Annotated in this window: 20 protein-coding genes; 16 read left to right on the plus strand and 4 right to left on the minus strand. The window is 40.8% G+C overall.

Annotated elements, in window-relative coordinates; all coding sequences use genetic code 11:
* Positions 1–192: 192 nt before the first annotated feature.
* From panB to MKY20_RS11225, 12 genes are all read left to right on the plus strand, one after another.
* Positions 193–1029: a 3-methyl-2-oxobutanoate hydroxymethyltransferase gene (gene panB / locus MKY20_RS11170; RefSeq protein ID WP_019380446.1), complete on the plus strand. Its 837-nt coding sequence runs from the start codon at positions 193–195 to the stop codon at positions 1027–1029.
* A complete protein-coding gene (gene panC, locus MKY20_RS11175) occupies positions 1026–1883 on the plus strand; it encodes a pantoate--beta-alanine ligase (protein WP_019380445.1) in 858 nt (285 codons plus the stop codon). Before panB ends, panC begins: the two co-directional genes overlap by 4 nt.
* Positions 1884–1897: 14 nt before the next feature.
* Complete coding sequence (gene panD / locus MKY20_RS11180; protein WP_009332718.1) at positions 1898–2281, plus strand: aspartate 1-decarboxylase; 384 nt, start codon at positions 1898–1900, stop codon at positions 2279–2281.
* A gap of 173 nt (positions 2282–2454) precedes the next feature.
* Positions 2455–5256, plus strand: coding sequence for an ATP-dependent DNA helicase DinG (dinG, locus tag MKY20_RS11185; protein ID WP_019380444.1), 2802 nt, complete (start codon positions 2455–2457; stop codon positions 5254–5256).
* 154 nt (positions 5257–5410) lie between these two features.
* Positions 5411–6259, plus strand: coding sequence for a hypothetical protein (locus tag MKY20_RS11190; protein ID WP_019380443.1), 849 nt, complete (start codon positions 5411–5413; stop codon positions 6257–6259).
* A 308-nt stretch (positions 6260–6567) separates the two neighbouring features.
* The gene (locus MKY20_RS11195; protein ID WP_009332715.1) at positions 6568–6738 is read left to right on the plus strand and encodes a YpmA family protein; all 171 of its coding nucleotides are present in this window, start codon (positions 6568–6570) and stop codon (positions 6736–6738) included.
* Between the two features lie 15 nt (positions 6739–6753).
* Entirely contained in the window at positions 6754–7227 is a 474-nt protein-coding gene (locus MKY20_RS11200; protein ID WP_019380442.1) for a cell wall elongation regulator TseB-like domain-containing protein, read from the plus strand.
* Positions 7228–7286: 59 nt separating this feature from the next.
* On the plus strand, positions 7287–8471 hold the full coding sequence (locus tag MKY20_RS11205) for a pyridoxal phosphate-dependent aminotransferase (protein WP_026041604.1): 1185 nt from the start codon (positions 7287–7289) through the stop codon (positions 8469–8471).
* 246 nt (positions 8472–8717) lie between these two features.
* A complete protein-coding gene (asnS, locus tag MKY20_RS11210) occupies positions 8718–10010 on the plus strand; it encodes an asparagine--tRNA ligase (protein ID WP_157888601.1) in 1293 nt (430 codons plus the stop codon).
* Between the two features lie 180 nt (positions 10011–10190).
* A complete protein-coding gene (locus MKY20_RS11215) occupies positions 10191–10901 on the plus strand; it encodes a DnaD domain-containing protein (RefSeq protein WP_019380439.1) in 711 nt (236 codons plus the stop codon).
* Between the two features lie 51 nt (positions 10902–10952).
* Positions 10953–11609 carry an endonuclease III gene (gene nth, locus MKY20_RS11220; protein ID WP_009332710.1) on the plus strand — a complete coding sequence of 219 codons (657 nt, stop codon included), beginning with the start codon at positions 10953–10955 and terminating at the stop codon, positions 11607–11609.
* Positions 11606–12130: a YpoC family protein gene (locus MKY20_RS11225; protein WP_251175489.1), complete on the plus strand. Its 525-nt coding sequence runs from the start codon at positions 11606–11608 to the stop codon at positions 12128–12130. The genes nth and MKY20_RS11225 overlap by 4 nt, the downstream gene beginning before the upstream one ends.
* A gap of 692 nt (positions 12131–12822) precedes the next feature.
* On the opposite strand, the gene MKY20_RS11230 is transcribed toward MKY20_RS11225, so the two are convergent.
* Complete coding sequence (locus MKY20_RS11230) at positions 12823–15543, minus strand: PBP1A family penicillin-binding protein (protein WP_251175488.1); 2721 nt, start codon at positions 15541–15543, stop codon at positions 12823–12825.
* Between the two features lie 42 nt (positions 15544–15585).
* Positions 15586–16197 (minus strand): Holliday junction resolvase RecU, encoded by a 612-nt coding sequence (recU, locus tag MKY20_RS11235; RefSeq protein ID WP_009332707.1) that lies wholly within the window; start codon positions 16195–16197, stop codon positions 15586–15588.
* Positions 16198–16394: 197 nt separating this feature from the next.
* On the opposite strand from recU, the gene MKY20_RS11240 reads away from it, so the two are divergent.
* The 3 genes from MKY20_RS11240 (at position 16395) to MKY20_RS11250 (ending at position 18931) form a co-directional block, all read left to right on the plus strand.
* On the plus strand, positions 16395–17387 hold the full coding sequence (locus tag MKY20_RS11240; protein WP_251175487.1) for a DUF2515 domain-containing protein: 993 nt from the start codon (positions 16395–16397) through the stop codon (positions 17385–17387).
* Between the two features lie 569 nt (positions 17388–17956).
* Positions 17957–18220, plus strand: coding sequence for a hypothetical protein (locus tag MKY20_RS11245; RefSeq protein ID WP_019379767.1), 264 nt, complete (start codon positions 17957–17959; stop codon positions 18218–18220).
* A 333-nt stretch (positions 18221–18553) separates the two neighbouring features.
* Positions 18554–18931, plus strand: coding sequence for a YppE family protein (locus MKY20_RS11250; RefSeq protein WP_019379766.1), 378 nt, complete (start codon positions 18554–18556; stop codon positions 18929–18931).
* 26 nt (positions 18932–18957) lie between these two features.
* On the opposite strand, the gene MKY20_RS11255 is transcribed toward MKY20_RS11250, so the two are convergent.
* Entirely contained in the window at positions 18958–19173 is a 216-nt protein-coding gene (locus MKY20_RS11255; protein WP_009332703.1) for a YppF family protein, read from the minus strand.
* A gap of 320 nt (positions 19174–19493) precedes the next feature.
* Between MKY20_RS11255 and MKY20_RS11260 the strand changes: the two genes are divergently transcribed.
* Complete coding sequence (locus MKY20_RS11260; protein ID WP_019379764.1) at positions 19494–20066, plus strand: YppG family protein; 573 nt, start codon at positions 19494–19496, stop codon at positions 20064–20066.
* A gap of 6 nt (positions 20067–20072) precedes the next feature.
* On the opposite strand, the gene MKY20_RS11265 is transcribed toward MKY20_RS11260, so the two are convergent.
* Positions 20073–21224 carry a site-specific integrase gene (locus MKY20_RS11265; protein WP_341001021.1) on the minus strand — a complete coding sequence of 384 codons (1152 nt, stop codon included), beginning with the start codon at positions 21222–21224 and terminating at the stop codon, positions 20073–20075.
* Positions 21225–21502: the final 278 nt, after the last annotated feature.

Here is a 21502-nt window from a genome sequence, read left to right on the forward strand (position 1 = left end):
TGCACCTTTTTTGAGCGAATCATAAAATAAATAGATATCTGCCTAGATCCAAAAAAATGGACCGGGACAGAGGGATGAACTGATATATGAGCTATTGCAAAATCCTTCTGCCTACAGAAGGATTTTTTAATGTTCTGTTTTTTAACTCATTTGGAAGTTTTATTGCCTCTTCCTGCATAAGGAGGACGAATGATGAAGCAAACAACTGATTTTCTAAAAATGAAGGAACATGAAGAGAAAATTGTAATGCTGACAGCTTATGATTTCCCTGCTGCCAAACAGGCCGAAGGGGCCAATGTGGACATGATTCTTGTGGGGGACTCGCTTGGGATGGTAGTGCTGGGCTATGATTCAACTGTTCCAGTTACAATGGAGGATATGATTCATCATGGAAAGGCTGTCAAACGTGGAGCAAAAAATACATTTATTGTGATTGATATGCCGTTTATGAGCTATCACTTGTCCGCAAAAGATACACTTATAAATGGAGCAAGGCTCATTCAGGAAACAGGGGCACATGCTGTTAAGCTTGAAGGCGGTGATGAAGTCGCACAACAAATCGGAGCGTTAACAAAAGCAGGCATTCCTGTTGTTGCCCACCTGGGCCTGACACCACAATCTGTGGGGGTCCTTGGGGGATATAAAGTTCAGGGGAAAAACGCTGAAGCAGCCAGAAAGCTGATTGATGATGCCAGAGAATGTGAGAGGGCTGGAGCTTTCGCTCTTGTCCTTGAGTGTGTTCCAAAACAGCTGGCAAAGCAGATTACTGATGAATTGACGATTCCTGTCATTGGGATCGGGGCCGGCAAGGATACAGACGGACAGGTTCTTGTTTACCATGATGTATTGGGATACGGTGTAGAGCGTGTTCCAAAGTTTGTGAAACAGTATGAAAACCTGAACCCAATTATCGCCGATAGTCTTGCAGCTTATTCCGCAGAAGTGAAGAACGGATCATTTCCTGATGATTCCCATTCCTTCAAGATGAAAGAGGAAGAGCTGCTGAGCTTGTACGGAGGAAAAGCATGAGAACGATTACTGATATAAGAGAAATGCAAAGTATTGCTTTACAGCTTAAGAGGGAAGGAAAGACAATTGGATTCGTCCCGACAATGGGTTATTTACACGAAGGTCATCTCTCCTTATTAAGTGCCGCCAGAGAAGAAAATGATGTGACAGTGGTAAGCATCTTTGTCAATCCGCTTCAATTCGGCCCTAAAGAAGATTTAGCGACATATCCCAGGGATTTCGAGCGTGACAGCAGCCTTGCAGAGAAAGAGGGGAATGACTACATCTTCTTTCCTTCAGCAGAGGAAATGTATCCTGAGACTCCGTCTGTAACAGCTAAAGTACAGGATCGTACGGATGTTTTATGCGGAAAATCCAGGCCGGGACATTTCGATGGTGTTGCAACGGTCCTTATAAAGCTCTTTAACATTGTACAGCCTGATAAAGTATATTTTGGGATGAAGGATGCTCAGCAGGTGGCCGTTGTTGATGGGCTAGTACGAGATTTCAATATTCCAGTGGAAATTGTCCCTGTTCAGACGGTCAGAGAAGAAGATGGATTGGCTAAGAGCTCAAGAAACGTACATCTTCTTCCGGCAGAACGAGATCAAGCAGCAGCTCTCCATCAAAGTCTTAAGATGGCGGAGTCCGCTATAGATGAAGGGGAACAAGATCCCCGGAAGATTCTAGCCTGCATGAAGGAATTCATCACAAAAAATACAAGCGGGGAAATAGATTATATTGAAATCCTATCCTATCCCCACCTTAAACAGCTTTCCCGCCTGGAAGGTAAAATCATCATCGCAATGGCCGTTAAATTCTCAAAGGCCCGTTTAATAGATAACGCTATAATATCAGTAAAAAAACAAAGCTAAGGGAGGAAGACAGCATGTTTCGCACCATGATGAATGGCAAGATCCATCGTGCAACAGTAACAGAAGCCAATCTTAATTATGTTGGCAGCATCACTATCGATACAGACATTATTGAAGCAGTAGGCATGGCTCCCAATGAGAAAGTTCAAATTGTTAATAATAACAATGGAGCACGATTTGAAACCTATATTATACCCGGTGAAAGAGGGAGCGGCGTAATCTGTGTTAATGGTGCAGCTGCACGCCTTGTACAGGAAGGGGATATTGTCATTATCATTTCATATGCTCTCGTTCCTGATGAAAAGGTGCCTTATCATGAACCAAAGGTAGCGATAATGGACAGCAGCAATCGGATCGCTGACATGATACATGCAGAGCCGGAAAGTACAGTTTTTTAAATAGAGTTTTATAAAGTGCTGAACTCCTATGGAGATTCAGCTCTTTTTTATAAACAGCCTGAATAACTGCATAGTTCAAGTGGAAGAAAAATAATAAGGGGAAAAGCTATTTGCCTTTTTCTTTTTCCGTTTTTATGATACCGTTTGAATGACTGAATATTGAGGTGTTAGCCATGGGTAATAAATATGTTGTAGTGGATTTGGAAACAACCGGGAACGCCCCGAAAAAAGGCGATAAAATGATACAATTTGCTGCTGTGGTGATTGAAAACGGAAAAATCACAGAGGAATACTCCTCCCTTGTAAACCCGGAGCAATCCATCCCCCCGTTTATAGAAGAACTGACAGGATTGTCAGATGAAATGGTCGAGAATGCCCCGCTCTTTTCGGAAATTGCCCCTAAAGTCTTGACTTTGCTTGAGGGTGCTTATTTTGTGGCTCATAATGTTTTATTTGATTTATCTTTTTTACAGGAAGAATTAATTGAGGCAGGATATAACGGATTTTACGGTCCTGTTCTTGATACAGTTGAGATGGCCCGTATTCTTTTTCCGACTGCAGATAGCTTTAAATTATCTGATCTTGCACTCCGGGAAGGCCTTAATCATGAACGTCCCCATCAGGCAGACAGTGATGCGTATGTGACCGCTGAGCTCCTGTTAATATTATTGAATAAGCTTAAAAACCTTCCCCATAACACCATAGACCTGCTGCATAAGCTGTCTGGAGGCTTAAAGAGTGATCTTGATATATTATTGGACGAGTTCATTGCGGTTAATGAAAGTAGGATTGGTTATTTAGATGATGGTATTGAAGTTCACAGAGGGATTGCACTGAAAAAAGAAATGAAACCACGGGAACTAGCAGGCTCCGAATTTCAGGGCTTTCCTTTCAGTGAAGAGGAAAAGCAGGAAATGTTCATTAAAGCCTTCCCTTCTTTTGAAAAAAGAGATGGCCAGTTTATCATGATGGATTCGGTTTATGGAGCGTTCAAAAATAAACGGCATGCATTGATTGAGGCAGGCACTGGTGTTGGGAAGTCCTTGGCATATCTTGTTCCATCAGCTGTTTATGCAAAGGAAAGCGGAAGAACTGTTATTATCAGTACATATACAACACAGCTTCAGGAGCAGCTGCTGAGGAAGGATGTTCCACTGCTTCAAAAAATGCTGCCATTCCCGCTTAAAGCTGTATTGCTGAAGGGAAGAAGCCATTATATCAGCCTTGCGAAGTTCGCTCAAACGTTAAGAGATGATGAAGATAATTATGATACAACCCTTAGCAAAATGCAGATTCTTGTCTGGCTGCTGGAGACTGACACAGGTGATATTGATGAATTAAACCTGTCAAGCGGCGGGATGATTTACTGGAGCAGGATAAAGAATGATGAAACAGCTTTTTTACAGGATAAGTCGTGGATTTCCAGAGATTTTTATCTAAGGGCAAGAAAGGATGCCCAAAAGGCAGATATCATTATTACGAATCACTCACTGCTTTTAACGGATCTAACAGCAGATAATGTTATTTTGCCTGAATTCAGCCATGTGGTGATCGATGAGGGACATCATTTTGTTAAGGCTTCTGGGAAACATTTTGGCAATAAGCTTGATTATCTATCAGTTCGGCTGATGCTTGGTCAAATTGGATTATTTGAACAGAAGCAGCTGTATTATAAGCTTGAAAAGCTGGTGGAAGAGAAAGCAGCGGCACCTGATGATGTCATGCATTCTTTTGAAATCAACCAAACAATAGCTGACATTATTCATGAAATGGATGAGTTGTTTAGAGTTATAGCGATTTATGCTAAAAAATATACAAAAGCAAAAAAAAGCGTAAATCGAATTACGGTCCGATTTAATAGAAATGCTGATAACAAGGAAACGAATGTCGTATTAGCGAGTGCCGAACGTTTTAAATTTATGCTTAAGGAATTGATCCAGGGCATAGACAGCCGTGTAGGAGCAGTTACAAATATTAAATCAGCTCTTTCTCTTGAGGAGAAGGCATTAATGGAGGAAGTGGCTTCCATTCTGGATGATTTAAGGGGAATGTATGAGGATTTAAACCATATCTTTCACTTGCCGTCCCGGGAATTTGTTGTTTGGATTGAAATGGATACTCGCTCTGCACAAAATGCTACAACTGTTTATGCACAGCCTGTATCAGTTTCTGAATATCTTAATGAACAATTCTTCAGCCAAAAGGAAAGTACGGTCATTACATCTGCCACTTTATCTGTGAAAAATTCTTTCAGTTTTATTCTAAAGGAACTAGGGCTTGAGGAACAGCAATGCACTCTAAAGCAAATTCAATCTCCTTTTGATTATCAAAGGCAGGTTAAGCTAGTGATTTCTGATGATTTGCCTGAAGTGAATGCAGTACCGCTCGAGGAGTATGTGGCATCAATTACCGAGCATATAATTTCAATTGCGGAAGCAGCGAAAGGAAGAATGCTGATTCTTTTCACTTCGCATGAGATGTTAAGAAGAACCTATGAGCTTATAAAGGAATCAGGGTTCCTGGAGGATTATGTTCTCATTGCCCAGGGTGTTACAAGCGGAAGCAGATCAAGACTTACGAGGAATTTTCAGCGATTTGATAAAGCCATTCTTTTAGGGACAAGCAGCTTTTGGGAAGGTGTGGATATCCCTGGTGAGGATCTTTCCTGTCTTGTAATTGTCAGGCTGCCATTTTCACCTCCAGATGAACCGATGGCACAGGCGAAAAATGAGCAAATTGCAAAGGAAGGAAAAAATCCGTTTTCCGAATACTCATTGCCCGAAGCAGTTATCCGCTTTAAGCAAGGTGTCGGGAGATTAATTAGAACAAGTTCGGATAGAGGAGTCATCGTGATATTTGACCGAAGAATTATCACCGCAAGGTATGGAAAGGCATTTCTGGATTCCATTCCGCCTATTCCTGTCCAGAAAAGTAATATTGATGAAATTGTCGAATTAATTTATACTTGGCTGTAAAAAATTCCGCGATTTTCACCGGAATCCTACTATGAGAACAAGGCATCTGGTTTTTATCAGGATAAATTTAGATGATTAACGCATTATAATTTTGTGGGTTCTTTATTTATAAATCCTCAGTATGCTTTTGTTCATATGTAGGAGGAATGGAAAGATGAACGTGCTGTTCGCCTTTATGCTACTGTTCACGAATTGGTATTACATACCTAAGGATTCACCAGCAGTTCCTGTTAAAGTGGAAAGCATTGATCTAAAACTAAAAAGTGATGAGCTGGCTTTTACGTTTTTTTCCTTGTCTGATGGCGAGGCTTCCTTGCTTCATCATGGAAATGACGAAAAAGTCCTTATTAACACCGGCGGGCCAGGAACAGAGGAAGAATTAAAGAAGCTTCTTGAATTATATGGCGTAAATAGGATTTCAGCTATTATCCTGACAGATGAGGAATTATATAACGTGGCCAGCCTTAAATGGCTGATAGAAGATTTTGGGGTTAAAGAAATTATTGCCTATGATTCTGCAGTTTCTGAGTTGAGGGCTGAGAACGGAATCAGTGACCTTAGTCTGCATGCCTGGAATCAGAATTTTAAGCAGCAGCTATTTCCGGGGTTGCTTGCAGAAGTTCTTTACGCAGGTAATGAATCGGGGGAAGGAATGGATATTTCCTTTACATTTGCAAGGCATCGTGTATTATTTATGAACTCGACTAGTCCAAAATCTAAAGATTTTCTCATGAAAAAAGAGTTATCCAATGTTAATATTGTAAAACTTCCTGCGTTTGGCAGGAACGATTCCATATCAGAAGAGATGATCAAACATTTGGATCCGCAGATCGCCATTCTTTTTTATAAACCATCCATAAAACATGATTCGGATCTGTTCGGGCTGTTAAACGATGCCTGGGTTGATGTATATTATACAAGAAAGCACGGAACCGTCACCATCAAATTTACAGACATTAATTATGAATTATTCACGATTTTCCAGGGCGAGGAGTTCAAATAAACATATACCTTCACCAAAATATCAAAGGGAAATATTTTGTGAAGGTAATGACTTTTAGGGGGAATTTTATCACTTTCAACAGGCCAAATAATTAGCAATCAAAATTTAATGGCCAAATGGAAAAAAGCTGCGCTTGCGGCGCAGCTTGACGTGGTGGACCAGAAGAAAATTTGTAGTTGTTTTAATACCAGTTAATCAATTCTGCTGTTATACTGTTACTGAGATTTATTTCTTTGTAAAATTAGTTTAACCTTAACGGCTGGGTATATAAGTTACAAATATTGTAGAGGCTGAGGAGGAATTCCAGAATGGAAAGCAAAATTGAGGTTTTATCTACCGTGAAGATCCAGCAAAGCCCGGATCTGTATAAAATTGTTGATGCACTGAACAGAACTTTAAAAGAAAAAGATTTGATGTTCGGTTTGGCGCTTGATCAGGAAGACCAAAATAAAGCGATTTTTACGATTTATCGTACATAAAAGAGTGATTGAGACATGAAGAGAGCAATATGGGGTATCATTATTCTGCTTGTCATATGCATTGGAGCAGGCTCTTTAATTTATTTCAACAGCATGAAGCCGGTTAGAGCGGCAGAATCAAAGGCTGTAGAGCTTGCGAAAAAGGAAACAGATCTTGCTGAAACTGAAGATTTCAATTTATATCATGGCACTGAGACCTACTATGTAATCGAGGGTAAAGATCATGATGGGACAAGTATATATGTGTGGGTTCCAGAAAAAAAAGGGAAAATCGTTACACTGAAAGAATCTGAAGGAATTTCCAGAAATGAGGCCATTAACAGACTTAAGCAGGAGAAAAATGCTGCTGAAATCATGTCTGTGCGGCTTGGAATGGAGAAAAATATTCCATTATGGGAAATTCATTACCGTTCCGGCAGTGATTTAATAAATTATTATTATATAGATTTTAAAACAGGAGAATGGCTAAAAAAAATTGAAAATCTATAGCCTGAGGCATTACAGCGCCTTAGTGCAGGAGAAAATCGGGAGGAAGCAAGCAAATGGAGATTCAACTGGCACAAAGAGTAAAAGCGTTGACACCATCAACAACTCTGGCAATCACAGCAAAAGCAAAAGAGCTAAAAGCCCAGGGACATGATGTTATTGGATTGGGAGCAGGCGAGCCGGATTTTAATACGCCGCAGCATATTATCGATGCAGCAGTGAAATCAATGAATGAGGGACATACAAAATATACGGCTTCAGCAGGTCTTCCAGCATTAAAGAAAGAAATCGCAAACAAGTTTAAAAAAGACCAGGGACTTGAGTATGACGCTTCAGAAATCATCGTTACCAATGGTGCAAAGCATGGCTTATATACACTTTTCCAGGTTTTGCTTAATGAAGGGGATGAAGTCATTATCCCGACTCCATATTGGGTCAGCTATCCTGAACAGGTTAAACTAGCAGGAGGTATTCCTGTTTATGCAGAGGGAAGAGAAGAGAATGATTTTAAGATCACACCGGAACAGCTGGCTAAAAGCATAACTGACAAAACCAAGGCAGTGATTATTAACTCACCAAGCAACCCGACCGGCATGCTTTATTCAGCGGAGGAATTAAAGGAGCTTGGCGAGGTTTGTTTAAAGCATAATGTCCTTATCATTTCTGATGAAATCTATGAAAAACTGGTATATGGCGGCCACCAGCATACTTCGATTGCTGAAATTTCACCTGAACTTAAAGAACAAACCATTATCATTAATGGGGTATCCAAGTCTCATTCCATGACAGGGTGGAGAATTGGATATGCAGCAGGTAATAAGAATATTATTAAGGCCATGACCAACCTTGCCAGCCACAGCACATCCAACCCGACAACAACAGCACAATATGGTTCAATCGCTGCATATGCCGGATCACAGGATACACTGGAAGAAATGAGAGAAGCATTCGAACATCGATTAAATGTTATCTATGATAAATTAATCAGCATACCAGGCTTTACTTGTGTAAAACCACAAGGAGCATTTTACCTGTTTCCCAATGTGAAAAAGGCAGCAGAATTGACCGGTTTTGAGAGTGTCGATGAATTTGTTAAGGCTCTTCTTGAGGAAGCGATGGTTGCAGTAATTCCAGGTTCTGGTTTTGGCTCTCCGGATAATATCCGTTTATCATATGCAACTTCTCTTGAATTATTAGAAAAAGCTGTGGAACGGATGCATGGATTTGTAGAAAAGAACATGAAGTAAAGAAAAGCGGAAGCGCCTTGCCCACCCCGTACACTTCAAGGCTTACGTTAGAAATCGACGTTCAAAATTTTGGACTTTCTAATTTTTGTGAAACAGGAGCGCTGGATTATATCCGGCCTCCTTCTGTATTTTTCGTAAGAACACTTAAAATATTACTAATATTGCTTGTCAATGTGCTTGAAGGTATAATATATAGCGTTACATAAGAAGTGATTGCTTAGATTTTTTTGGAGGGAACATAAATTGATAAAAACAACAATTTCTCAAGTTCATAAATATGTTGATCAGGAAGTTACGATTGGAGCTTGGATTGCCAACAAGCGCTCAAGCGGAAAGATTGCATTTTTACAGCTGCGCGATGGGACTGGTTTTATTCAAGGTGTTGTAGTGAAAGCGGAAGTGCCGGAAGAGATTTTCCAGGGTGCAAAATCAGTTACACAGGAATCTTCCGTTTATGTTACTGGCAAGATTCAAAAGGATGAGCGTTCACCTTTCGGATTTGAAATGCTGGTTACAGGCCTGGAAGTTATTCATCAGGCTGTGGACTATCCGATTACTCCTAAAGAACATGGAACTGAATTCCTAATGGACAATCGTCACTTATGGCTGCGCTCCCGCCGACAGCATGCAGTCATGAAAATCAGAAATGAAATTATCCGGGCAACTTATGAGTTTTTCAACGAGCAAGGTTTTTCAAAGGTTGACCCTCCAATTTTGACGGGAAGCGCCCCAGAAGGTACATCGGAACTTTTTGCGACAAAGTATTTTGATGAAGATGCTTATTTATCACAAAGCGGCCAGCTTTATATGGAGGCAGCTGCTATGGCTCTTGGAAAAGTATTTTCATTCGGGCCGACCTTCCGTGCTGAAAAATCCAAAACTCGCCGTCATTTAATCGAATTTTGGATGATTGAACCTGAAATGGCTTTCTGTGAGTTTGATGATAACCTGAAAGTACAGGAAGAATATGTAGCTCATATTGTACAATCTGTTCTTAAGAACTGTTCAATTGAACTCAAAACACTAGGCCGTGATACGGAGAAACTTGAAAAAATTACGGCACCATTCCCGCGCATCACGTATGATGAAGCAATTAAGTTTCTTCAGGAAAAAGGTTTTGATGATATCCAGTGGGGAGACGACTTTGGTGCACCGCATGAGACAGCAATTGCAGAAAGCTATGATAAGCCAGTCTTTATCACACACTATCCAACTTCACTGAAACCATTCTATATGCAGCCTGATCCATCAAGAGAAGATGTTGTATTATGTGCCGACTTGATTGCACCTGAAGGGTATGGAGAAATCATCGGCGGCTCTGAGCGTATTCACGACTATGACCTTCTAAAGCAGCGCCTTGATGAACATAAGTTAGATAGGGATGCTTACAAATGGTACCTGGAGCTTCGTCAATATGGGTCCGTACCGCATTCGGGATTTGGTCTTGGACTTGAAAGAACAGTTGCGTGGATAAGCGGCGTCGAGCATGTACGTGAAACAATTCCTTTTCCTCGTTTATTAAACCGCCTATATCCATAATTTTTTAAAAAACTGATAGATAAAGCAGAAATCCGCCTTCCGCGGATTTTTTGCTTCTTCAGATTCCCGCAACATCTTCCAGAAGAAAGCAGTCAAGCTGAATCTTCATGGAAAAGTTACCGGTTTTTCATCTCACTTTGGCCACTGTGTTCATGATATACTGAGAAGGAGGTGTCCCGAATGTCTAAAAATAGTTTATTAAAATGGCTTCAGGAAGGAAATATTTCAATACCTGGAGTCCTGCTTTCTCAATATAAAGAAATGAATTTGAATGAGCATGAACTCGTCTTAATTCTTCATGTAATTTCCTATATTGAACATGGGAATGAATTTCCCACCCCTGTAGAATTATCTTCGCGCATGACCATTTCTGTGGCTGAATGTACGGATATGCTAAGGAAACTAATCCAAAAAGGATTTTTTGATATCAAAGATAGCTACTCTGCTGATGGCATCAGATATGAAAAATACCATCTAGATCCGCTTTGGGAGAAGCTCATTGATCAGTTTCTGCTCAGCGGCAAGAAAGAGGAAGCTGTTAAGATACAGCAGGAGGAAACAGATCTTTATACTTGCTTTGAAAGGGAATTCGGCAGGCCGCTTTCACCTTTTGAATGTGAAACACTTGCGCTCTGGATGGATGATGATCATCATGATCCCCATATTATAAAAGCTGCATTAAGAGAATCTGTCCTGTCCGGCAAACTGAATTTCAGATATATAGACAGGATTCTTTTTGAGTGGAAAAAGAATGGCATAAAAACGATTGAACAGGCTAAAAGCTATGGAAAAAAATTCAGGCAGAACCAGGCACAGCTAAGGACAAAGAGGGAAGACACTCCGTCACAGACGACGAAATCTGTTCCCTTTTATAATTGGCTTGAACAGTAAGCAGGTTAAAGCTGCACCCAAAATATTGAAGATAGTAAGTTGGTGATTTCTTTGTTAAATAAAACACAAATAAGATACTGCCTTGATGCAATGGGGGAAATGTTCCCGGAGGCACATTGTGAATTAAATCATTCCAATCCATTTGAATTAGTCATAGCTGTAGCACTATCTGCACAATGTACTGATGCACTGGTAAACAAAGTGACAAAAAACCTGTTCCAAAAGTATAAAACACCCCAGGATTACCTCAATGTTTCCATAGAGGAACTGCAGGAAGATATCCGCTCAATTGGTCTTTATCGCAACAAAGCTAAAAATATCCAAAAGCTGTGCAGATTGCTTCTGGATGAATATGAGGGTGTAGTGCCGCGTGACAGAGATGAGCTGACAAAGCTTCCTGGAGTAGGCCGCAAAACTGCCAATGTCGTTGTCTCAGTGGCTTATGGAGTGCCTGCTATTGCAGTCGATACTCATGTTGAACGAGTAAGCAAAAGGCTTGGCTTCTGCCGCTGGAAGGACTCTGTACTGGAAGTTGAAAAGACATTAATGAAGAAAGTGCCGATGGATGAATGGTCAATTACTCATCATCGTATGATCTTTTTTGGGAGATATCACTGTAAGGCACAGAATCCTCAATGTGAGATTTGCCCTCTGCTAGATTTATGCCGGGAAGGCAAGAAACGTATGAAGGTGAAGCAAGCAAAATGACCGGGGAGATAGTCATTCCTGTTACAGAACAATTATGCCATTCCCTGTTTTACAAAATGAATGATTCATTGGCTGTAAAAGAAAGATCCCTTTCCGCTTATCAGCCTCTACCGCCATTTCTATATGAAGCGGCTTTTTATAGGGGCATACCTGCTGTAAGGCCTTGGGAAACCAGCGAAAAATTTATTCCTGTCTTAATGAATGAGTGGGCAGGGCAGAAACATCTTCTGGGTATGCACTTTTCGAACCGGGACCAGAAGGCAGCATTAGATCCGATGAAAGTATCTTTGGGAGTATTTTTACAGCTATTGTATTGGGCAAACAGCAAGCCGGTAAACCTTCAGTCAGATCCTGGAGAATTGCCAATAAAGCCAGTGAACCTTAAGGAACGGCTGAATTTCATTTTTGCACGACCGGCTTTTTATCATTCTTATATACAGCTGTCTGAACTAATGTCTGAAATGGAAAAGCAATATATGAAGATGCTTGCATTGGAAAAATCGAAGAGAAAGCGCCTTTAAATGATAGGCGCTTTTTTCTATGGCTAGAGAAAACAATAGCCTGCGCGAACTACAAGTCCCGCGCATAAACCCCATTAAGGCCGCGCGCGAAAGGAGAGAAAGCGCGCACAAGAAATGCGAGCGTAAAAGACCGGAACCCGCGCACAAAAGGAGGGAAAGCGCACACAACGGAAGAAATGCGAGCGTAAAAGACCAGGACCCGCGCAAACCCAAAAGTCCCGCGCATAAATCCCATTAAGCCGCGCGCAAAAGGAGGGAAAGCGCGCACAAATGGAAGAAATGCGAGCGTAAAAGACCAGGACCCGCGCAAACCCAAAAGTATCGCGCACAACTCCAAAAAAGCCGCGCGTAAAAGGAGAGAAAGTGCGCACAAACCGGAGAAATGGGCGCACAAAAGACCGAGACTCGCGCGAATCCAAAGGTCTCAGCGCAAAAATCTCATTAAACAGCGCGGAAAGTGAGGAAACCGCGCACAAACGGAAGAAATGCACGCGCAAAAGACCGGGATCCGCGCGAACCCAACAGAATCGCGCACAACTTCAAAGAATCCGAGCGCCAAAGGAGGAAGCTGCCTACAATCACGAATTACCCGGACACAATTGTACCAATACCGTCCATTCCATAAAACCTCAGCAGGACAAAGATAAAAAAGAGCCGACTCAACCCTGAGCCAGCTCTTCATTTCTATTTAGTTATGTGCCAGATCCATTTCCAGAACCGCTCGAGCCTGAAGTGCCGCTGCCATTGCCGTTTCCGCCGCTGCCAGTACCTCCAGTACCTCCAGTATCTCCAGTACCTCCTGTATCTCCAGCACCCGCTCCATTTCCTTCTCCGGTACCGGTGTCGCCATCTCCGGAACCTTCACCATTACCTTCACCGTTTCCGGCTCCTTCGCCATCTCCGGAACCATCACCGGAACCTTCACCTTCACCATTTCCAGAACCGTCGCCATCTTGGTTTCCGTCCTGGCCGTCTTCACCATTTTGTCCTTCTTGACCTTCCTGTTCCTCTTCGCCAGTTCCATCTTGTCCTTCACCTTCAGTTTCATCTTCTTCGATGACGCCTGGATCAGGGATTTCTACTTTTACAGAGGCAGGATCACTTTGCTGATCACCTTTAAATGCTGTTACTTTAAAGGTATAAACAGCTCCTGGCTGAGGGTTGGCAATTTTTAAGCCTTTTTCAGAAGTGACGCTAAGCTGCTGATCTCCGCCTTCATTTACGGATACCGTCACTTCAAATTGAGTGCCTTCTGCGTCTTCTGGGTATTCCCATGATAATGCAATTTCATTTGTCTCCTGGTCAAAGTTCGCTGACAGACCAGAAGGGGAGTCGAGTTTATCAAACTTCTCAGACACTTGTGTCGGAGCATTGCCTTTTACAGCATATTCATAAATGATTTGGTCCTTAGGTGTAAATTGGCTTGCCCGTTTGGCAGGGTTGCTTCCTTTTTCAATGGCAACCTCCTCCACGGAGTTAGGGACCTTGAAGTCTTCTGTTTCTTTTCCTTCTGAAACATGTGCCATTAGACTGCTGAAAAGTCTTTGCGCAATTTTTTGCTCATCGCCTGCAGGGATATAGTTTTTTCTATCCTGATAGCCGGTCCATATAGCTGCTGTATAGTTCGTCGTATAACCTGCAAACCATGCATCAGGCACAGCACCACTAGGAATTCCCCATTCCTGTTCCTGTTCATCAGTGTAGTTTGTAGTTCCTGTTTTTCCTGCTACAGGCAATCCTTGAACATCTGCCTGTCGGCCAGTTCCATACGAAGATTTAACTACACTTTTCAGCATGTCACTAATCATAAATGCTGTATAATCTTTCATCACTACTTCAGACTCTGGTTTCAAGTCAAGCTTCGTGCCGTCACGCATTTCAATTTGCTTGATGGCATGAGGCTCAGTGTAAAAGCCATTATTCCCAAAAGCACTATATGCGCCGGCTACCTGCAGAGAGGAAACCTCATATGCGCCGATAGAATATGACTCATACATTTCTTCCATTGGGATGCCTAATCTATTGGTGAATTCTAAAGCCTTATCAGTTCCTACTTCCTGAAGGGTTTTCAGGGCCGGGATATTACGTGAACGGGCGAGGGCTTCACGCATGGACATAGGGCCCATATGTTTTCCGTCCCAGTTATTAATTTTTGTTCCGCCGGAATATGTGTGGGGTTCATCAACAATAGTCTGGTAGGTTCCCCATTTTAGATACTCGATTGCTGGGCCATAATCGACAATCGGTTTAAAAGTTGAACCAGCATGTCTTTTTTGATCTACAGCATAGTTAAACCCGCGTTTTACTTCCTGGTTGCGACCGCCGCCAATTGCTCTTATTTCCCCAGTTTTTGTATCCAGCAAAGTGATTCCTGCCTGGAATTCGTCATCTGGATACGCTACCGCTGCATCAGTGTTTAAGATGTTTTCTACGTGTTTCTGTGCATTTGGATCCAGGGTCGTATAAATTTTTAATCCATCAGAATATGGGTTAAGATCCGGGTATTTCTTTTCTACTTCATCCAAGACAACATCGATGAAAGAATCATATTTTGATTCGTTTGTTTCTCTTTTCTCTTCAGCCACAAGTGTAGATTCCACAGGAACTTTTTGGGCTGCTTCCATTTGTTCTTTTGTAATGAAACCATGCTGATTCATCAGTGAAAGGACAATATTTCTCCTTTTCTCTGCCTTGTCAGGATGATCAAAAGGATTATAATTGTTCGGGCTTTGCGGCATGCCGGCTAAGAGGGCCGCTTCATGCAGCTCCAGCTCATCTAGTTCTTTATCAAAAAAGATTTTCGATGCCGTTAAAACTCCATGCCCTTCTGACATGTAAATCTTGTTCACATACATCTCAAAGATTTCCTGTTTTGTATACTTGCGCTCAAGCTGGAATGCGAGCCAGGCTTCCTGGGCTTTCCTGCTTAGCGTTTTTTCATTATTTAAGAAGGAGTTCTTTACCACCTGCTGGGTAATCGTACTTGCCCCTTCAGAACCAAATCCGCGAGTTACGTTGGCTATTACTGCACCGCCTAATCGAATTAAGTCCATGCCATTATGTTTGTAAAAGCGAACATCCTCAGTTGCCAAAAACGCGTCTTCCACTAGTTTTGGTATGTCTTCATAAGCGACATAATCACGGTTTTCGGAGCCTACATCAGTAATGAATTCGCCCTCCATATCGTAAATCTGTGAAGAAATTGGATCCTTCAGCAATTTTTCATCAAGCTTTGGTGCGTCTTTCACCATAAAAGCAAAAGCGCCTGCTCCTATAAGCATTCCAGCAATCCCGAGGGCAATTAAAATTAGGAAAATACGTTTAAAAGTGCCTGTGCCTTTTTTTCTGCCCTTCTTTTTAGGCTTGGATTGCTGTTTGCGGCGCTCCTCTCTTGATTGATATTTTTCAGTCATATCTATGTTCATCCTTTCTTGACAATGGAACTGTAAAAAAACTTATTTAAGGGTATAAAGATAATCTATTATCTTAATATAGTCAATTCTGGGCTGAAATCCAAGCGGAATGTGGTGGCCATGCATTTCGATTTCCCCCTTGGTAATTGATTTTCTTCCCCCAGCCTTCATTCTCTCCCAGTATGAGAGCAAATAATGTGCCTCTAAAAGGAAAACTTCTTCGGTAGCAGAAAAGCGGAGAAGAACAAAACAAATCCCTTGCTGGGCTAATACCTTCTCCATGTGCTTCACCTGGTGTTCATGAAAATTCTTTAGAGGGAAGGAGGTCGTGTTCTGAGTTTCTTTTGCTTCAAAATCAATATATCTCCCTTTATACACACCATTATAATCTGTTGTTGATGCTTGTTTGAAATATGCTTCTTTAATAACTGCCGCACTTCTCTTTGGATAATCAACCTGGACGATTTGAACAGGCGTTGGTTTTTTATGAATAGTGGCTATTCCATGTTCCAGATAGAATTCATTCGTTTCGTTTATATCTTCCTCCAGTGTCATTCCACGATTGCTGTAGGTCCATTTCTTCTCTGGTGTTAATTTTTTGGCGCTATTGGGAGAAGGAGTATATCTCCTGCCATTAGGATAATGGAAATTCATGCATTCACCTCGTTTTAAACTACTCCCTATAATAACAAAAGTAAGCATGATTTGGTTGAATAAAAAGTTCTAAATAACAAAGTATATAGGAAACTCCATTTGAGCGTTACTTTCCAGTTTTATTCGTTTTACAGAGTCATTTGGAGTGTCTGCCTGCTGGCCAAATACAGACCATTCATTTTCTGAGGTGAAATGCGATGTTTCTTCCTGGGAAATTCTTGAATAGCCATGAGAAAAAGGAACAGGCAATAATGGATCATATTATGAAGATGACTGCAAAATATAACCTGGACAATATTTCAAGAACGGAAGCATATTTCAGATTTTATAAAAAGCATCCTGAGATACGCTGGGCGTTTCTTGCCTCCATGGTGTCTCGAAATGCCGGCTGGAATATGTGTGATCTTGAAGGAAACTGTTTTCCTAAATTGATAGGAAAGAAATTGCGGGACATGCTTTATATTACATATGAAAGGGCCAATTGGCTGATTTTTCAGGATGCATTTCCGCAATTGCTCCTCTATCATTATTCGACGAAAATAAATAGGCCAATGTTTCATTTATTAAAAATTTTTCGTGTATCGGCATTTATGGAACAGGAGTGGCTTTCTTTCTGGAAAAATAGAAATAAAAAGAGGTTAATGATTTCACTGATTATCAATGAACAAAATGTTATCCAAGAACCTGTAATGGAACATGAAATTTATAAGAATAAAGTTTTTCATACATTGCTTTTTTCCTTTCAGGACTATCTTCATTTTAGTTCTGTAATCTTCCCTACTTGTAAAGGGGAATTATACGGGGCAAGTGTCAATGGTTTCCGCTCGGTGTCGAAAAGAATTGATCTTGGAAAACGGCTGGCAGAAATCTTATTTGACACCAGCTATTATGGGGACGTGTATGAATTTGCTTCAGGCACAATTCATACTGGTTCAAGACATGATTATGAGAAATACTTTGAGGGAAGACAACGGAGAACCACCCCTTTCTTACGCTGTACATACCCGATAATCACCCATCACATTCATCAATTTAATGATTGGTCCGAAAAAAAACGCATTAAAAGTAAATGGGCATCTGAATCGGTTGTCTTAAAGCACCCTGTCCATATTACCAAATGGTATTTGCATAAGCAGAAACAGCTTCATACTGCTGCAAAGCTGGGGAAATTATTTCGCTTGCTTTGTTAGCGGAAAAGTGAAAAAAAGCAAGGAATCCCTTGCTTTTTACAATGTCTATGAAATTATAAAATATAACAATGTGGATAACTTTGATGAAAAATATCTGCATCCAGCTCCAGCGCCTAGCCCCTCGGGTCATAAGCCAAATCACTCCAGAAATCTGCGTGATTCGTCTTATGCCTGTCGGGGCTGATCAAGGCGCTTCCGCCTTTGTTCTTTTAAGTTGAAGGGCGGTCAGGGCCTTCAAGTTTCTTATTGCCATAGCCTGTTTTTGTTTCTTCCAGCTTTTTCGGCTGTGCTTTATTTTGTTTTTCTTTTTCTTTTTTTGCCATTACATTACACCTCCGTTAATTAGTTTGTTCAATGACGCTGTTTTCATTCTTCCGGGGGCTGTCGAAACCATGTTGCTGCCATGCAAATAAGTACTTTCTTTGACGAATCACTTCTAGTTTTGTCATGCATGGAGGAAACCTACAAACGAAATAGAATTATGTAGGCACACAGCAAAATTTTCACTGTATCCTTCGTCGTATTTATTGCAGGAAGCAAGGAGAAAAAGAAATCGGGAGGTTTTTTGTATGCAGGGAAAAATGGTAGAAAAAGATGAATTGCTGGCCATGCTTACAGAAATATATGATCAGCTGGAAGAGCTTGAAAATGTCCTGGAGTCTAATTTGTCTGGGCTTCGCCAGGATTGGTATTATGAACAGTCAGAAAAACTGGAGGTTTGCGAAAGCAGGCTGGAAGCGATTGAAGAGGGCATGACGGTAATCAGGTCTGAGGCAGACAATATAGAAGATACAAAAAGGTCAGCAGCAATGAAGCTTGAACTTGGCTTCTAAGTGGCATAGAATAGCAGTATCCTTCAGTAGCTAATGTTGACTAGCTACTTTTATTTTTTAATAAAGCGTATAAGATCTGAAGTTAGAAAACTGTCTAGCTCCAGGCGCCATCGGCTCTCGGGTCTAAGCCAATCCGTCCAAAAGGTTAAAGAGTCTTATGTATGAGGCCCACAGGACATGGAAGGCTTCGTCAGCATAAACATCGCACGACCGAAAGCGATAGCTTTTGGGAGGATGTGGGTCATGCAGACGTTGCCACCGGACGTGGCGTTTTAGTCTGCGTGCCTTTATTAAGCGGGCGCCTTCCGCTATTCTAATTGGAGTTGATGCTGAATGGTTCATGAAAATTCCCTGCTGCAAATGACAGAACAGCTGCTTGAATGTGTGGAAATCTCAGACAGCAGGTTTAAAAAGGTTAAGGAATCAGGTGAGAAGGGTGATTTTTATAATGAAGTCAAACCTTTTGCCGATGATGTTAAATCCATAAATGAAAGATGGAAAGAAGAAGCCCTGGAGTGGATTGGCATTCATAAACCCCGAAATCTTTATCCTCAGCAGATTGAATCTGCTGCTGAACATATTGAACTGGTCTCCATTCAGGCATTTTTCCCTGAAACAAGCAAAACCAGGTTCATTAATTATGTTAATTCGGCCGTGTATGTCCTAAAGCAATTGATAAAATTAGTAGGTGAAGAAAAAAAGGGAACCTGAAATAGGGTCCCTTTTTTAAATATTTCTTATGCATTTACTGAATCCTGGAGGGTGTTATCTTTGTAGCTTTCCGGAACGGCCGCTCCTTGAGCTTCAAGCTCACGAACGAGATTTCGATAATCTGTACTGGAAATTTCATTATGGATATAGGCCTTTTTAGCAAAATCCAATAATTCATTAACATTTTCAGGAGTATACTCCCGCAGCTGATGAAACTTCATTTTTAGTTCGTGAACATTCATGATATTGCCTCCTCAGAATATTGATTCGCGGAGAAATTTCTTCCCCGCAGCCCGGTAAATGAAAAAGGGGACAAGAAACTGTTTTGTTTTTTATATCCTATCATGAAAATTTATTTTTCATCGTTTTTAAAAAAATCAAACTTCCGACATGATTCTTCATAGTTAGACAAAAACGGAAACCGCTTCCATTTTTAATGTTAATTGATCCTTTCACATTCTGGGCAAAACTTTCATATATTATATTGGTGATAATTAGAAGGCTTTTGCCTGGAATTATTGCTAATATACTTATATTTTTTGAATGGGGAGGATGTTTGCCCATGTTTGGCCGAGTAATGAATAGAGCGAGCCATCTGCAGCCATACGGCCATTTAAATCAAAGTATATACATGGATCCATTTTATATGGGGCCGAATGGCCAATTTTATATGAGGCAGCAGCCAATGCAGAATTATAATAATTCTGCTGGACAGTATAACCCTTATTATTTGCCTTATAATATGGAGTATCATCAGCCGCCTCAGATGGCAGGATTGCAGCAGCAAAATTATTCACCAAATCCCTATCCGCAGCATAACTATGACCAAGGATACTACGCAAAGACCGGTTCGAAAAATGCTGGTGTTTTTCAAAACCCATTAGAATCTGAAGATTATTACGGAACTCAGGCAAGCAAGTCCGCTGCGCAGCAGATGCCGTATATGAATCCGTATCCTAAACAATCATTCATTCCTAAACAGCCATCTGGAGTGCAAAGCATTATGAATTCCTTTAAAGCCCAGGATGGTTCGCTTGATCTCAATAAAATGGTGGATACCGCAGGTCAGATGATGTCAGCTGTAACGCAAGTGTCATCGATGGTTAAGGGAATAGGGGGAATCTTTAAGGCATAGGGTTTCCTATGCCTTCTTTGTATCTTTGACCACATTTTGACCACTTTTCATCACTTTTGAGAATTGGTCTGATAAATCTTGTTGCATAGAAGGCAATACATGCGAATAAGTATCTAATGTAATCTTTACAGATGAATGCCCAAGACGATCAGCAACTATTTTAGGGTTTACTCCCATTTGCAATAGAATAGTCGCATGAGTATGCCTTAAATCGTGAAAACGAATAACCGGTAAATCAGTTTGCTTAATATACCTTACAAATAGGATGTTTGCAGCTGATGGATATACGAATTCACCTGATTCTTGCGCAAATACCATATTATGCTCTTTGTAAACACCGCGATACTTCATTCGTTCAACATTCTGTTTGGCTTTTTGTTTCTTTAACACTTTAACCAAATCATCATCCATATATATAGTTCTTATGGAATGTTTGGTCTTTGGTTCGTGCAAAAGGAACTGCCCTTTAATCTTGTATAGCGTTCTGTTCACTTTGATGGTTTTTGCTTCAAAATTAATATCATCCCAAGTTAAACCAAGGATTTCCCCTTTGCGCATCCCGGTGTATGCAGCTAAATAGAAAACTGGATGATACCTGGAGTGTTTGGTATGGTCTAAAAACTCATTAATTTGTTCGACTGACCACACTTTCATTTCCTTTTTCATAAGGCGAGGAGCTTCTATTAGACTCGCTATATCCTTTGGAATAAGCTCCCATTTATAAGCAATCTTCAGTAACATATTAATAACTTCATGCATTCTCTGAATGTAAGAGGAAGATAACCCTTCCTTAATCTTTTCATCGTAAAATTGGTGAATTAAAAATTGATCTATATCCTTTAGACCAATGTTGCCAAACCATGGGAAAATTTGATTTAATAATAAAGAATGTAATCGTTCATACGTCGAAGCCTTTACCTTGTTCTTGTACGATTTTTCAAGGTATTCAAGAGCGAAGTCTTGTAGCTTTTGTTTAGTTGGTTCGATGTATGAACCTTTCTCAACATTATTAATTAACTCAGCAAGCGCAGCCTGCGCTTCTTTTTTTGTCCTAAATCCCGACCGCGTTTTTTGTTTCCTCTTTCCTGTTTTGAGATCCTTCCCAATATCTACAGTGTAAGAATAAGTTTTTCCCCTTTTCCTGATGTAACCCTTCATCGTTCTTCACCTCGTCATTGTATTTTAGTCCAGTTCCTTCAACAATGTGTGTTGCGGTAAAGTAGATGAAGCCTTCTGGTAATTCGTCAACCCTTAAAATTTTTCTCATGTTAGTAGCCCCCTCGAAATGAACAGAACCCAAATGCGAACAGACGCGAACAAATGTTCCCAAATGCTTCTAAAGCCATTATATAACTTTTTTACCAGTAGGGAAACAATTTACGATATGTCTTATTTCGACAAAGAGGGGCTAAATTTGTCGATTGTGTTTTATTTGT

The organism is Cytobacillus sp. FSL W8-0315 (assembly GCF_038002905.1).
GTDB classification, from domain to species: domain Bacteria; phylum Bacillota; class Bacilli; order Bacillales; family Cytobacillaceae; genus Cytobacillus; species Cytobacillus pseudoceanisediminis.

Excerpts from the sequence above, each read along its gene's own strand:
- panB (WP_019380446.1), top strand. The coding sequence starts at position 193 with ATGAAGCAAACAACTGATTTTCTAAAAATGAAGGAACATGAAGAGAAA.
- dinG (WP_019380444.1), top strand. The coding sequence starts at position 2,455 with ATGGGTAATAAATATGTTGTAGTGGATTTGGAAACAACCGGGAACGCC.
- MKY20_RS11255 (WP_009332703.1), bottom strand. The coding sequence starts at position 19,173 with ATGAATGTTCACGAACTAAAAATGAAGTTTCATCAGCTGCGGGAGTAT.
- MKY20_RS11230 (WP_251175488.1), bottom strand. The coding sequence starts at position 15,543 with ATGACTGAAAAATATCAATCAAGAGAGGAGCGCCGCAAACAGCAATCC.
- MKY20_RS11215 (WP_019380439.1), top strand. The coding sequence starts at position 10,191 with ATGTCTAAAAATAGTTTATTAAAATGGCTTCAGGAAGGAAATATTTCA.
- panC (WP_019380445.1), top strand. The coding sequence starts at position 1,026 with ATGAGAACGATTACTGATATAAGAGAAATGCAAAGTATTGCTTTACAG.
- MKY20_RS11225 (WP_251175489.1), top strand. The coding sequence starts at position 11,606 with ATGACCGGGGAGATAGTCATTCCTGTTACAGAACAATTATGCCATTCC.
- MKY20_RS11240 (WP_251175487.1), top strand. The coding sequence starts at position 16,395 with ATGTTTCTTCCTGGGAAATTCTTGAATAGCCATGAGAAAAAGGAACAG.
- MKY20_RS11265 (WP_341001021.1), bottom strand. The coding sequence starts at position 21,224 with ATGAAGGGTTACATCAGGAAAAGGGGAAAAACTTATTCTTACACTGTA.
- panD (WP_009332718.1), top strand. The coding sequence starts at position 1,898 with ATGTTTCGCACCATGATGAATGGCAAGATCCATCGTGCAACAGTAACA.
- recU (WP_009332707.1), bottom strand. The coding sequence starts at position 16,197 with ATGAATTTCCATTATCCTAATGGCAGGAGATATACTCCTTCTCCCAAT.
- MKY20_RS11190 (WP_019380443.1), top strand. The coding sequence starts at position 5,411 with ATGAACGTGCTGTTCGCCTTTATGCTACTGTTCACGAATTGGTATTAC.
- MKY20_RS11260 (WP_019379764.1), top strand. The coding sequence starts at position 19,494 with ATGTTTGGCCGAGTAATGAATAGAGCGAGCCATCTGCAGCCATACGGC.
- MKY20_RS11200 (WP_019380442.1), top strand. The coding sequence starts at position 6,754 with ATGAAGAGAGCAATATGGGGTATCATTATTCTGCTTGTCATATGCATT.
- MKY20_RS11245 (WP_019379767.1), top strand. The coding sequence starts at position 17,957 with ATGCAGGGAAAAATGGTAGAAAAAGATGAATTGCTGGCCATGCTTACA.
- MKY20_RS11195 (WP_009332715.1), top strand. The coding sequence starts at position 6,568 with ATGGAAAGCAAAATTGAGGTTTTATCTACCGTGAAGATCCAGCAAAGC.
- MKY20_RS11250 (WP_019379766.1), top strand. The coding sequence starts at position 18,554 with ATGGTTCATGAAAATTCCCTGCTGCAAATGACAGAACAGCTGCTTGAA.